13 protein-coding genes and 1 pseudogene are annotated in these 12,320 nt (G+C 59.4%); 9 read left to right on the forward strand and 5 right to left on the reverse strand.

Going from position 1 to position 12,320, the window contains the following annotated elements; translation table 11 throughout:
- The first annotated feature begins 137 nt into the window (after positions 1-137).
- The 4 genes and pseudogenes from metG to REH34_RS08215 all read left to right on the forward strand — a co-directional run bounded on the left by metG (position 138) and on the right by REH34_RS08215 (position 4,070).
- Positions 138-2,180 (forward strand): methionine--tRNA ligase, encoded by a 2,043-nt coding sequence (gene metG, locus REH34_RS08200; protein ID WP_311971349.1) that lies wholly within the window; start codon positions 138-140, stop codon positions 2,178-2,180.
- A gap of 72 nt (positions 2,181-2,252) precedes the next feature.
- A pseudogene (rsxB, locus tag REH34_RS08205) lies at positions 2,253-3,098 on the forward strand (electron transport complex subunit RsxB); the annotation flags it as partial.
- 17 nt (positions 3,099-3,115) lie between these two features.
- Complete coding sequence (gene nth, locus REH34_RS08210; RefSeq protein ID WP_311971350.1) at positions 3,116-3,754, forward strand: endonuclease III; 639 nt, start codon at positions 3,116-3,118, stop codon at positions 3,752-3,754.
- A 136-nt stretch (positions 3,755-3,890) separates the two neighbouring features.
- On the forward strand, positions 3,891-4,070 hold the full coding sequence (locus REH34_RS08215) for a PA3496 family putative envelope integrity protein (RefSeq protein ID WP_226505059.1): 180 nt from the start codon (positions 3,891-3,893) through the stop codon (positions 4,068-4,070).
- An 85-nt stretch (positions 4,071-4,155) separates the two neighbouring features.
- Here REH34_RS08215 and REH34_RS08220 read toward each other — a convergent pair whose 3' ends face one another.
- Positions 4,156-4,788, reverse strand: a complete 633-nt coding sequence (locus tag REH34_RS08220) for a response regulator transcription factor (protein ID WP_226505058.1) — start codon at positions 4,786-4,788, stop codon at positions 4,156-4,158.
- A 502-nt stretch (positions 4,789-5,290) separates the two neighbouring features.
- Between REH34_RS08220 and REH34_RS08225 the strand changes: the two genes are divergently transcribed.
- Positions 5,291-5,812 carry a hypothetical protein gene (locus tag REH34_RS08225; RefSeq protein WP_226505057.1) on the forward strand — a complete coding sequence of 174 codons (522 nt, stop codon included), beginning with the start codon at positions 5,291-5,293 and terminating at the stop codon, positions 5,810-5,812.
- An 84-nt stretch (positions 5,813-5,896) separates the two neighbouring features.
- Here REH34_RS08225 and REH34_RS08230 read toward each other — a convergent pair whose 3' ends face one another.
- Positions 5,897-7,114 carry an argininosuccinate synthase gene (locus REH34_RS08230; protein WP_311971351.1) on the reverse strand — a complete coding sequence of 406 codons (1,218 nt, stop codon included), beginning with the start codon at positions 7,112-7,114 and terminating at the stop codon, positions 5,897-5,899.
- Positions 7,115-7,297: 183 nt separating this feature from the next.
- A complete protein-coding gene (locus REH34_RS08235; protein ID WP_311971352.1) occupies positions 7,298-8,338 on the reverse strand; it encodes an OmpA family protein in 1,041 nt (346 codons plus the stop codon).
- Between the two features lie 130 nt (positions 8,339-8,468).
- On the opposite strand from REH34_RS08235, the gene pyrC reads away from it, so the two are divergent.
- The 4 genes from pyrC to bfr all read left to right on the forward strand — a co-directional run bounded on the left by pyrC (position 8,469) and on the right by bfr (position 11,303).
- On the forward strand, positions 8,469-9,515 hold the full coding sequence (gene pyrC / locus REH34_RS08240) for a dihydroorotase (RefSeq protein WP_226505055.1): 1,047 nt from the start codon (positions 8,469-8,471) through the stop codon (positions 9,513-9,515).
- A complete protein-coding gene (rnt, locus tag REH34_RS08245; RefSeq protein ID WP_226505054.1) occupies positions 9,512-10,186 on the forward strand; it encodes a ribonuclease T in 675 nt (224 codons plus the stop codon). Before pyrC ends, rnt begins: the two co-directional genes overlap by 4 nt.
- Before the next feature lie 222 nt (positions 10,187-10,408).
- Positions 10,409-10,627, forward strand: coding sequence for a bacterioferritin-associated ferredoxin (locus REH34_RS08250; RefSeq protein WP_226505326.1), 219 nt, complete (start codon positions 10,409-10,411; stop codon positions 10,625-10,627).
- A 199-nt stretch (positions 10,628-10,826) separates the two neighbouring features.
- Positions 10,827-11,303, forward strand: coding sequence for a bacterioferritin (gene bfr, locus REH34_RS08255; RefSeq protein WP_226505053.1), 477 nt, complete (start codon positions 10,827-10,829; stop codon positions 11,301-11,303).
- 121 nt (positions 11,304-11,424) lie between these two features.
- On the opposite strand, the gene grxD is transcribed toward bfr, so the two are convergent.
- Both grxD and REH34_RS08265 read right to left on the reverse strand, forming a co-directional pair.
- Positions 11,425-11,772, reverse strand: coding sequence for a Grx4 family monothiol glutaredoxin (gene grxD / locus REH34_RS08260; protein ID WP_226505052.1), 348 nt, complete (start codon positions 11,770-11,772; stop codon positions 11,425-11,427).
- 130 nt (positions 11,773-11,902) lie between these two features.
- The gene (locus tag REH34_RS08265) at positions 11,903-12,202 is read right to left on the reverse strand and encodes a hypothetical protein (RefSeq protein WP_226505051.1); all 300 of its coding nucleotides are present in this window, start codon (positions 12,200-12,202) and stop codon (positions 11,903-11,905) included.
- Between the last annotated feature and the right edge of the window lie 118 nt (positions 12,203-12,320).

Raw genomic sequence — 12,320 nt, forward strand, 5'->3', positions numbered from 1 at the left:
GACTGAGTAAAATAGGCGGCTATCCTAGCGCTTATCACCGCACATCAACAGCGACACGGCCAATGCTCGGGGATGAAAAAAAACGCCTTGGGCTTTATAGTGGTCGGTCTTCGATCCCGTTCAAGTAGCCGAGCCCCATGTCCGAGCCCCGCAAGATTCTCGTCACCAGCGCCCTGCCCTATGCCAATGGTTCCATCCATCTTGGCCACATGCTCGAGTACATCCAGACCGACATGTGGGTGCGTTTCCAGAAGCACCTTGGCAATCAGTGCACTTATGTCTGTGCGGACGACGCTCACGGTTCGGCCATCATGCTGCGCGCCGAAAAACAGGGCATCACCCCGGAACAGCTGATCGACGAGGTCAAGGCCGAGCACAGCGCCGACTTCGCGGATTTTCTGGTCGACTTCGACAACTTCCACTCGACCCACGCCGAAGAAAACCGCGAGCTGTCGTCGCAGATCTACCTCAAGCTGCGCGATGCCGGGCACATTGCCACTCGTTCGGTGACTCAGTATTTCGACCCGGACAAGAAAATGTTCCTGGCCGACCGCTTCATCAAGGGCACCTGCCCCAAGTGCGGCACCGAAGACCAATACGGCGACAACTGCGAGAAATGCGGTGCGACCTACGCCCCGACCGAGTTGAAGAACCCCAAGTCGGCGATCTCCGGAGCGACACCGGTGCTCAAGGACTCGGAACATTTCTTCTTCAGGCTCAGCAGCTTCCAGGACATGCTCAAGACCTGGACTCGCAGCGGCAGCTTGCAGGACGCCGTCGCCAACAAGCTCGCCGAGTGGCTGGACGCCGGTCTGCATGACTGGGACATCTCCCGCGACGCGCCATACTTCGGCTTCGAGATCCCTGACGCGCCAGGCAAGTATTTCTACGTGTGGCTGGACGCACCGATCGGCTACATGGCGAGCTTCAAGAACCTCTGCGCGCGCCGCCCGGAACTGGACTTCGACGCCTACTGGGCCAAGGACTCGACTGCCGAGGTGTACCACTTCATCGGCAAGGATATCGTCAACTTTCACGCGCTGTTCTGGCCCGCCATGCTCGAAGGCGCCGGCTATCGCAAGCCGACCGCACTCAACGTGCACGGTTACCTGACCGTCAACGGCCAGAAGATGTCCAAGTCGCGCGGCACCTTCATCAAGGCCCGCACCTACCTGGATCACCTGGCGCCGGAATACCTGCGTTACTACTACGCCTCCAAACTGGGCCGCGGCGTCGACGACCTCGACCTCAACCTCGATGACTTCGTGCAGAAGGTCAACTCCGACCTGGTCGGCAAAGTGGTCAACATCGCCAGCCGTTGCGCCGGATTCATCCATAAAGGCAATGCGGGCACCTTGGTCGCCGGCAACGCCGCGCCCGAGTTGACCGACGCCTTCCTGGCCGCCGCGCCAAGCATCGGCGAGGCCTACGAAAATCGCGATTTCGCCCGTGCCATGCGCGAAATCATGGCCCTGGCCGACCGTGCCAACGCCTGGATCGCCGAAAAGGCGCCGTGGTCACTGGCCAAGCAGGAAGGCAAACAGGATGAAGTCCAGGCCATCTGCGCCTTGGGCGTCAACCTGTTCCGTCAACTGGTGATCTTCCTCAAGCCGGTGCTGCCGAACCTGGCCGCCGACGCCGAAGCTTTCCTCAACGTCGCGCCGCTGACCTGGGACGACCACAAGACTCTGCTGGCCGATCACCCGCTCAACCCGTTCAAGGCGCTGATGAACCGTATCGACCCGGTCAAGGTGCAAGCCATGAGCGACGCTTCCAAGGAAGACCTGGCCGCGAGCGATACAGGCGCGCCTGCCGCCGGTAACGGTGAACTGCTCAAAGAGCCACTGGCTGCCGAGATCGAGTTTGACGCCTTTGCCGCCGTCGACCTGCGCGTCGCGCTGATCCTCAAGGCCGAAGCCGTCGAGGGCGCCGACAAGCTGCTGCGCCTGACGCTCGACATCGGCGATCAACAGCGCAACGTGTTCTCCGGCATCAAGAGCGCCTACCCCAACCCCGCCGAACTGGAAGGGCGGCTGACCATGATGATCGCCAACCTCAAACCGCGCAAAATGCGCTTCGGCATGTCTGAAGGCATGGTGCTGGCTGCGGGCCCAGGTGGCGACGAAATCTACCTGCTCAGTCCGGACAGCGGCGCGAAACCGGGCCAACGCATCAAGTAGCCCGCGTGCCGACCTGGCAGACACCAGGTCGGCTTGGTTGCCCTATCCAGCCCCTTCCATTCGACCGATCCCATGAGCCTGATCCAACGCATCGATGCCCTGCTGCCGCAAACCCAATGCGGCAAATGCGGCCATCCGGGCTGCAAGCCCTATGCGCAAGGCATTGCTGCCGGCGAGCCGATCAACCGCTGCCCGCCGGGCGGCAGCGAAACCATTGCCGCCCTCGCCGAACTGCTGCACATCCCCGTCATCGAGTTGGACCTGCAACGGGGCGATGCCCCAGCCCAGGTCGCCTTCATTCGCGAAGCCGAGTGCATCGGTTGCACCAAATGCATTCAGGCCTGCCCGGTGGATGCCATCCTCGGCGCTGCCAAGCAGATGCATACCGTATTGATCGACGAATGCACCGGCTGCGACCTGTGCGTGGCGCCATGTCCGGTCGACTGTATCGATCTGATCCCGCTGGCCGCCCTGAAGCAGCCAGTGATCGCCTTGGTCGGCGACCTGGCCCTGGCACCTATCCAGCGGCAACTGCGCACTGACAAACGCGATCAGGCCCGGCGACGCTTCGAAAATCGCACCGCCCGCCTGCAACGCGATCTGCAGCGCAAACAGGCGGCCCGACAGTCCAGGCTCGCGGCGTCTGCCGTGCCTGATACCGCCGTGCGCCCAGTCTCAGGTACGCCCCTCTCGGCGATCGAGCGGATCAAGGCGCAAAAGGCCTTGGCCCAGAACACCGCGCTGAAACAGGCAAAAATCGCCGTGGCCATGACCCGCGCTCAAGTCAACAAGACTCGCCAGGCCTACGATTCGCCGCCGACCGCCGAACAGTTCGCGCGCCTGCAGACCTTGCAGGATGAACTCGACGCGGCCGAAGCCAACCTGCTGCGCTTGCAACCCCCTACCCTTGCCCCTACTCAGGATTGCCGACCGCGATGAATGCGCTCAAACGCCGAGAAATGTTCCGCCGCTGGCACGAGGACAACCCCGAGCCGAAAACCGAATTGGCCTACAGTTCGGCGTTCGAGCTGCTGATCGCGGTGATCCTGTCGGCGCAGTCCACGGATGTCGGGGTCAACAAGGCCACTGCCAAGTTGTATCCCGTGGCCAATACGCCGGCGGCCATCTACGCGCTGGGTGTGGAAGGACTGTCGGAGTACATCAAGACCATCGGCCTGTACAACAGCAAGGCCAAGAATGTCATCGAGACCTGCCGCCTGCTGGTGGAGCTGCATAACGGGGAAGTGCCGCAGAGCCGAGAAGCCCTCGAAGCACTGCCAGGGGTCGGGCGAAAAACCGCCAACGTGGTGCTCAACACCGCGTTCAGGCAACTGACCATGGCCGTAGACACCCACATTTTCCGCGTATCGAATCGCACCGGACTGGCTCCCGGCAAGAATGTGGTGGACGTTGAAAAAGCCCTGATGAAATTCGTGCCCCGCGAATATTTGCTGGATTCCCATCACTGGCTGATCCTCCACGGCCGCTATGTATGCCAGGCGCGCAAGCCCCGTTGCGGCAGTTGCCGAGTCGAAGACCTGTGCGATTACCGGTTCAAGACCTCGGACGATTGAGGCTCCCATGACCGTTCGTTAGCTATTCATTGGTTCTTTATAGAAAAAGCGCATCACTCGATTGAAAAAATCTTTTTCCCCCGGTCACCGAATATCGCTATAAGAGGCGCCAACGGCCCATGCCTGGAGAGGACAGATGAGCACTGGTAAAGAACAACTGGATGTTGACGAAGATTTTGTCGCGGGCGATAACGACGAGGCCGAGGCACCGGTGGAAGTCGCGAAGACCAATTTGAGCAAACGCCGCACCATCGATAACCTGCTTGAGGAACGACGGCTGCAAAAACGCCTGGCCGATCTGGACTTCGATATCTAGCAACCGGCGCCTGCGAACGGCCCACTGTTGGCGACATTGCGCCTATCCCTCGCTGGCGTCCGGCGGCGACATGTGCCTGCATCGCTCAAACGAGGCCATTGCGCTGGGCGAGCTCTATCAGATCTACCAGCGAGCGGGCATTGAGCTTGCTTAGCAGCCGAGTCTTGTAGGTACTCACCGTCTTGTTACTGAGGCACATGCCCTCGGCGATCTCCTTGTTGCTCTTGCCTTGAGCCAACTGCTGCAACACCATCATCTCTCGCCCGGACAGGCGGTCGACCATGTCTGCCTCAGAGGCATTCGCCATGTCGGCTCGGACCGAATGCAAGGCCTGATTGGGAAAGTAACTGTACCCGGAGAGGACCGCCCTGATGGCGCTCAGCAGCTCCGTGAGGTTCTGCTCCTTGCACACGTACCCCGCCGCACCAGACTGCATGCAACGTCCGGAAAAGTGTCCTGGCGTCTGCGAGGTCAGCACCAGCACCTTGACGGGCGGGGCATGAACTGGCGCCGTCAGGCGATGAATGACCTCAAGCCCGCCAAGCCTGGGTATACGTATATCGAGGATCACGATGTCCGGCTTGTGTTCCCGCGCCAGCTGCAGAGCATCGACGCCATTATCGGTTTCCGCCACCACCTCGTAGCCGTGCCGTTCCATCAGCATGCGCACCGCCAGGCGAACGACCGGATGATAATCCACGATCAGCACTCTATTCATGGGGCATCCAAATTTCGCTGTTAGAATTTTTAGAGCGCGCAAGATAGCGCAGTCTTTCTTCCGTTTGCATCGCAGTACTCCATCCAACTAGTGGTTGAGACGATTCCTACAACAGCGAACGAATTTTCCTACAGAATATCTTTCCGATATCACCGTAAAGCATCGTCAGCCGGCCTCGCCAACAGCTATCTCCGCGCAAGCCCAAACGGTACACAAGCGTTTAGTGATCAGCAAACGACTTGACATCAGCAATCTTCACAAGGCGTTACCGAGCATCAGGTATAACTTCTAAATGTTTTAACTTGTTATTCCATTTCAAGAAGCAGGCCACCGATTCAATGCGCTATCTATGTACGGGGTCGCTCCGCCAAGGGATTGAGACAATCGAGAAAACCACTCGCGCACCTCTGAATAGAGCCTGACGCTGCACCGCGAAGCACGCAGACTGGCTCGACAGACATTGACCAGCAGACAGTGCCGCATCGACCTGGAGCGCCAACTCATGGAAAGCACGCAACTAGCCAAAAGCCCGCTGACGATCATTGCAATATTTGCAGCGACAATAGAAGCCTCTGCGCTTGCATCACTGCCACTGCTCGAATCGGACAATCAATACATATATACGTGGTTCCTGATTGGCTTCCCGCCTTTTTTGACACTGCTGTTTTTTGTGACACTTAATTTCAACAATCGGGCACTCTATTCACCGTCAGACTTTACTGACCAGGAGAACTTCCTGAAGACCCAAAATACCAGCAAGGAAGCGCCTGCCGGCGTTTCCGGCACTGCCACTGATTACAATCAATTGGCCATTGCCGCCCGCGCCGCGAGCAAGATCGCCGAGTCGGCTTACCTGCCATTACCCGGTGGGTTGGTGCATGTCATCGACTGCCAGCATGTCAGGGACCGCCACCACTGCTTCGAACTGATCGAGAAAATCAGCGCGCTGTCTCGGGCCAGTGATCAGCAGACGGTGGATAGCCAAGTGGTGATATTGGTCAGCAGCGATCGGCTGGGCACTTGATGTACCAGGCAGGCCTCCCGACCAATAGCCCGAAACGAAAAAGCCCCGGCATGAGCCAGGGCTTTTTCAGTCAGCAACCGTCGATCAGAACAGTTTGCGACCTTTGTTTGCAGCAATACGCATGCGCAACGCATTGAGCTTGATGAAGCCCGCAGCATCCGCCTGGTTGTAGGCGCCGCCATCTTCTTCGAAGGTAGCGATATTGGCGTCGAACAGCGATTCGTCGGACTTGCGCCCGGTAACGATAACGTTGCCCTTGTACAGTTTCAGGCGAACCACGCCATTCACGTGCGCCTGGGAGGCGTCAATCATCTGCTGCAGCATCAGACGCTCCGGGCTCCACCAGTAGCCGGTGTAGATCAGGCTGGCATACTTGGGCATCAGCTCATCCTTGAGGTGCGCGACTTCGCGGTCAAGGGTGATGGACTCGATGGCGCGGTGCGCGCGCAGCATGATAGTGCCGCCCGGGGTTTCGTAGCAGCCACGGGACTTCATGCCCACGTAACGGTTTTCGACGATATCGAGACGGCCGATACCGTGTTCGCCACCAATACGATTGAGGGTCGCGAGCACGGTGGCCGGGGTCATCTCGACGCCGTCGAGTGCCACGATGTCACCGTTGCGGTAGGTCAGCTCCAGGTACTGCGCCTGATCGGGCGCCTTCTCCGGGGAGACGGTCCAACGCCACATGTCTTCTTCGTGCTCGGTCCAGGTGTCTTCCAGCACGCCGCCTTCATAGGAGATGTGCAGCAGATTGGCATCCATGGAGTAAGGCGATTTCTTCTTGCCGTGACGCTCGATCGGGATAGCGTGCTTTTCAGCGTAATCCATCAGTTTCTCGCGGGACAGCAGGTCCCACTCGCGCCACGGAGCGATCACCTTGACGCCCGGCTTGAGGGCATAGGCGCCCAGCTCGAAACGCACCTGGTCGTTGCCCTTGCCGGTCGCACCATGGGAGATGGCGTCGGCGCCGGTTTCGTTAGCGATTTCGATCAGGCGCTTGGCGATCAGCGGACGAGCGATGGACGTACCGAGCAGGTACTCGCCTTCATAGACGGTGTTGGCGCGGAACATCGGGAACACGAAATCGCGCACGAACTCTTCGCGCAGGTCGTCGATGTAGATTTCCTTGACGCCCATGGCCTGAGCCTTGGCGCGTGCCGGTTCGACCTCTTCGCCCTGACCCAGGTCAGCGGTGAAGGTCACGACTTCACAGTTATAAGTATCCTGCAGCCACTTGAGGATCACCGAAGTGTCCAGGCCGCCGGAATACGCCAGAACGACCTTGTTTACGTCCGCCATGCCATCACTCCACGGGGTTGTACGGAAAACCGCTGATTCTACCGTCCAAACCCGTGAAATTACAGTGGCGCGACAGCCAATGACGACAAAGCGACGGTTTATTGTGTTTTTCTGCGCTGCATTCCGCTGTGGCAGTGAGCTCTGCCCGCGAGGCTTCGCGGGCAGAGCTCACTGCCACAGGGTTCAGGGTTTGGCAGGTGTGGTGGGCTTGGCCGGTGCCGCGGCGGCTACGGGAGGGGCTGCGGCAGGTGCAGCCGGTACCGCAGGCTTGGCGGGTGTCACCGGTATCACCGGCGCCGCCGAGGCAGGCGCTTGCGCACTGGGGACGGGCGTCGGCGGCATGACGAACGGCGCAGGAGCGGCTTTCTGCTCGCCCGTGACACGCTCAAGCTCGATATTCACCCGACGGTTTCGGGCACGGTTGGCCGGCGAATTGTTCGGCACCAGCGGAAACTGCTCGCCATGGAAGCGCATGACGATATGCTCTTCCGGTACGCCATTGGCCTTCAGGTACTCCATGACCGCCAGTGCGCGACGGCGTGACAGATCGCGGTTGGTCAGGCGATTGCCGCTGTTGTCGGAGTGACCATCGAGCTCGACATGGTTGACGGTCGGGTCGGCCTTCATGAACGCCAGAATCACGTCCAGATGTTTCTTTGCTGCGGCGTCCAGCTCGATGTCCTTGGGAAAGCCGACCTGGGATTCGCGCACCTGGTCGAAGTTCATCGACAGCAACTTGCCAGCGCAGATCTGGAAATCACCGTAGGCTTTGCTGAAATTGATCGGCAACACCCGCACTTCAGTACCCCGCGGGCCCTCACCGGCACCGCTGCGCACCACCACGCTGCGGCCTTCGAGCAGGCCGTTGAGCAATCGGCTGGCCTGCCCCTGGGTGCTGCTCAACAGATTGTCGCCCGCGCCCAGGCGCACCGCACCGAGGTTGATGTCGTTGCGCCCAGGCTGCCAGGCAGCAGCGGCGGCCAGTAACGTCGCTGAGCCGCTGCCCAGCATGGACGAGGTCGAGGCCAGGTGAAAAGTGGCCTGCTCGCCGGCACGGCGCACAAAGGCGCCGCTGCCGAAACCGCTGACTGGTTGGGTCAAGCGGCACTCGAACTGATCGCCGTCGACCGTCCAGGCCGCATTCTCCATGCGTGTCTGGAAGGTCAGCGCCATGACAGGCAAGCTGGCGAATGCAGTGAATAAGGCTAGATAGAGCTGGCGCACGGGAGACTCCCCTGATTGCTTTTACATACTCTGGGGATATCGGTCGGTTGTGGCAAAACTTGATAGCGAGTGCCTGGACCGCCGTTTTCCGGTAGCATTCGCCGGGAGTTCGACCCGCCTGGAATCCCCAATGTCCGACCGCCTGACCCTCCTGCGTCCCGACGACTGGCACATCCATCTTCGAGATGGCGCAGTGCTTCCCCATACCGTAGCCGACGTGGCCCGCACCTTCGGGCGCGCGATCATCATGCCCAACCTGGTACCGCCGGTGCGCAACGCCGCCGATGCCACCGCCTACCGCCAGCGCATCCTCGATGCCCGCCCGGCCGGCAGCGCGTTCGAGCCCTTGATGACGCTGTACCTCACCGACCGCACCCAACCCGAAGATATCCGTGCGGCCTTTGCCACCGGCTTCGTGCGCGCTGCCAAGATGTACCCGGCTGGCGCCACCACCAACTCGGATTCCGGGGTCACCCACCTCGACAACATCAGCGCCGCCCTGGAAACCATGGCCGAGCTGGGCATGCTGTTGCTGGTGCACGGTGAAGTGACCCGTGGCGAGGTCGACGTGTTCGACCGCGAGAAACTGTTCATCGACGAGCATCTGCGCCGTGTGGTCGACCGTTTCCCGACGCTGAAGATCGTCTTCGAACATATCACCACCAGTGAAGCCGCGCAGTTCGTCACCGAGGCCCCGGCCAACGTCGCCGCGACCATCACTTGCCAGCATCTGTTGTACAACCGCAACCACATGCTGGTGGGTGGGATTCGCCCGCATTTCTATTGCCTGCCGATCCTCAAGCGCAACACCCACCAAGTGGCCTTGCTGGACGCCGCCACCAGCGGCAACCCGAAGTTTTTCCTCGGCAGCGACTCGGCGCCCCATGCTCAACACGCCAAAGAGGCCGCGTGCGGCTGCGCAGGTTGCTATACCGCCTACGGGGCCATCGAGCTGTATGCCGAAGCTTTCGAACAGCGTAACGCCCTGGATAAACTTGAGGGTTTCGCCAGCCTGTTCGGCCCGGCGTTCTACGGTTTGCCGGTGAATACCGACAGCATTACCCTGGTCCGTGAAGAATGGACTGCCCCGGTCAGCCTGCCGTTTGGCGAGCAGACTGTCATTCCGCTGCGCGCCGGTGAAAAACTGCGCTGGCGCCTGCTGGAGAAAAATGCGTGAGTGAAGATCATTTCGATGACGAGTCCGAAGGCAGTGGCGGTGGCGGTTCGCGCCATCCCATGGCCGCACGCTTCCGCGGTTACCTGCCGGTAGTCGTCGATGTCGAAACCGGTGGTTTCAATTGCGCCACCGACGCCCTGCTGGAAATCGCCGCGACGACCATCGGCATGGACGAAAAAGGCTTCGTGTTCCCCGATCACACCTACTTCTTCCGAGTCGAACCGTTCGAGGGGGCCAATATCGAAGCGGCGGCATTGGAGTTCACCGGCATCAAGCTGGACCACCCGCTGCGCATGGCGGTGAGCGAAGAAACCGCCCTGACCGATATTTTCCGCGGTATCCGCAAGGCCTTGAAGGCCAACGGTTGCAAGCGGGCGATCCTGGTCGGCCACAACAGCAGCTTCGACCTTGGGTTCCTGAACGCTGCCGTGGTGCGCGGTGACATCAAGCGCAACCCCTTCCACCCCTTTTCGAGCTTCGACACCGCGACGCTGGCCGGCCTCGCCTATGGGCAGACCGTGCTGGCAAAAGCCTGTCAGGCGGCAGATATCGACTTCGACGGCCGCGAGGCTCACTCGGCTCGCTATGACACCGAGAAGACCGCCGAGCTGTTCTGCGGGATCGTCAATCGCTGGAAGCAAATGGGCGGCTGGCCGGACTACGACGAGTAAACAGCCAGCGTTATCTGTGGGGCTCTGCCCGCGAAAGCGATTTGTACTGCTCTCTGTCTGGGTGCCTGAACCGACGCCTTCGTGGGCAGAGCCGGCTCCCACCTCGGAAGTGATCTGACCGTTCATCGCGGGTTACAGAGGTTTCATGTTCGTACTTTGACAAGCATTCTCATTACCATTAAGATCTCCGTCATCAGCTTTTCACCGCGACGGTTTTTCTCTATGTACGTCTGCCTCTGCAAAGGTGTCACCGATCGTCAAATCCGCGATGCAATCTTCGATGGCTGCTGCAGCTATCGGGAAGTCCGGGAAGCTACCGGCGTCGCTTCGCAATGTGGTAAATGCGCATGCCTGGCCAAGGATGTTGTCCGCGAGACGCTCACCGAACTCCAGGCAACCCAAGCGGCCATACCGTATCCAGTAGAATTTACTGCGGCTTGAATCCTCGATTTTAAAGAACCGGACCTAGTGTCCGGTTTTTTATGCATGAAATTCAATTAGTTAGCACCATGATGCGGAACACAAACATTCTTATTCCGATTAATTTTCACTTATTATTCAATAACTTAGGTTTGACAGTCTTCGTGCCCAGGCTCAAACTCCGGCACATAGACAGTTAAAGAGCCGGTGAGGGCCAACCATGAAAGGCGATATCAGCGTTATCCAGCATCTCAACAGAGTCCTCGGGAACGAGCTGATTGCAATCAATCAGTACTTCCTGCACGCACGCATGTATGAGGACTGGGGCCTGAATCGCCTCGGCAAGCTCGAGTACAAAGAATCTATCGACGAGATGAAGCACGCTGACAAGATCATCAAGCGTATCCTCTTTCTGGAAGGCATCCCCAACCTGCAGGAACTGGGCAAGATCCTCATCGGTGAGCACACCCAGGAAATGCTCGAATGCGACCTCAAGCTCGAGCATAAGGCCCATCAGGACCTCAAGGCCGCCATCGCCCACTGCGAAAGCGTTGGAGACTTCGGTAGCCGCGAAATGCTTGAAGATATCCTCGAATCGGAAGAAGAGCATATCGATTGGCTGGAAACCCAGCTTGGCCTGATCGACAAGATCGGTATCGAAAATTACCTGCAATCGGGCATGGGCGAAGAAGACTGACTTTCGGCCGGCCGTAAAAAAGCCCGGCTCCTGCAAAGGAGGCCGGGCTTTTTCATGGCTGGCAAACACTGCCTCTACTGTGGGAATGGGCAGGACCCGCTCCCACGACGCAGGCTAGACTTCAGGCGTCTGCCTGGGCCTCAGCGGCCTTGGCTTTTTCGACGGCAGCCTTGATGGTGGTTTGCAGCTCGCCGCTGGCGAACAGGTCAGCGATGATATCGCTGCCGCCGATCAGCTCGCCGCCCACCCACAGTTGCGGGAAGGTCGGCCAATTGGCGTACTTAGGCAGATTGGCGCGGATCTCCGGATTTTGCAGGATGTCCACGTAAGCGAATTTTTCGCCGCACTGCATGATGCATTGCGATGCCTTGGCCGAAAAACCACACTGCGGTGCATTGGGTGCACCTTTCATGTAGAGCAGTACGGTGTTGGCGGCAATCTGATCTTTGATCGTTTCGATGATATCCATTGGAGCACCTCGGCTGAACTTTCCGACTCAGAATGTCGGCACGGTGACCAATGGTAACAAAAAGCCGAGCAAAACGCTCAAGCATGGGACCACCGGCCCACTTTCATGAATCAAGGGGCAGCCCCTCGCCTCATGAAGTCAATGGCACAACCGTGGAAGGCGGGTTGAGCAGCTGGATCTCCAGCACGGTCTCGACCTCTTCCTGAGCCAATGGCACGCCCGTCAGCTCGCCGATCAGACGCCAATGCTCATCGAGCCCGGTGCTGATGGTCGCCATTCGGTCGATCATGCGTTTGCCTGCGGCGCGGGTAACGGAGTCTTCACTGCGCAGCAGCTCGAACGACATCGACGTCATCGATGCCGTCAGATGGGTCAGCGTACGGGCGGTAATGCCCAGCAACTCCATCAATTGTTGCTCTCTTGAATCCATTCCACGACTCCCTGTATCGCATGGGACACACTATATATCTCACCCAAGGACTTTATGGAACGTCCCGCTATCGGATCGGAACGAATTGCGGGATGCCCGTCTCTACCAATGACCCTGG

Source organism: Pseudomonas baltica, assembly GCF_031880315.1.
In the GTDB taxonomy this organism is placed as follows: domain Bacteria; phylum Pseudomonadota; class Gammaproteobacteria; order Pseudomonadales; family Pseudomonadaceae; genus Aquipseudomonas.

Bases quoted from the DNA above. Each gene is read 5' to 3' on its own strand.
- REH34_RS08215 (WP_226505059.1), top strand. From the start codon at position 3,891: ATGAGCACTGGTAAAGAACAACTGGATGTTGACGAAGATTTTGTCGCG.
- REH34_RS08220 (WP_226505058.1), bottom strand. From the start codon at position 4,788: ATGAATAGAGTGCTGATCGTGGATTATCATCCGGTCGTTCGCCTGGCG.
- REH34_RS08225 (WP_226505057.1), top strand. From the start codon at position 5,291: ATGGAAAGCACGCAACTAGCCAAAAGCCCGCTGACGATCATTGCAATA.
- REH34_RS08250 (WP_226505326.1), top strand. From the start codon at position 10,409: ATGTACGTCTGCCTCTGCAAAGGTGTCACCGATCGTCAAATCCGCGAT.
- nth (WP_311971350.1), top strand. From the start codon at position 3,116: ATGAATGCGCTCAAACGCCGAGAAATGTTCCGCCGCTGGCACGAGGAC.
- REH34_RS08230 (WP_311971351.1), bottom strand. From the start codon at position 7,114: ATGGCGGACGTAAACAAGGTCGTTCTGGCGTATTCCGGCGGCCTGGAC.
- REH34_RS08265 (WP_226505051.1), bottom strand. From the start codon at position 12,202: ATGGATTCAAGAGAGCAACAATTGATGGAGTTGCTGGGCATTACCGCC.
- pyrC (WP_226505055.1), top strand. From the start codon at position 8,469: ATGTCCGACCGCCTGACCCTCCTGCGTCCCGACGACTGGCACATCCAT.
- grxD (WP_226505052.1), bottom strand. From the start codon at position 11,772: ATGGATATCATCGAAACGATCAAAGATCAGATTGCCGCCAACACCGTA.
- metG (WP_311971349.1), top strand. From the start codon at position 138: ATGTCCGAGCCCCGCAAGATTCTCGTCACCAGCGCCCTGCCCTATGCC.
- bfr (WP_226505053.1), top strand. From the start codon at position 10,827: ATGAAAGGCGATATCAGCGTTATCCAGCATCTCAACAGAGTCCTCGGG.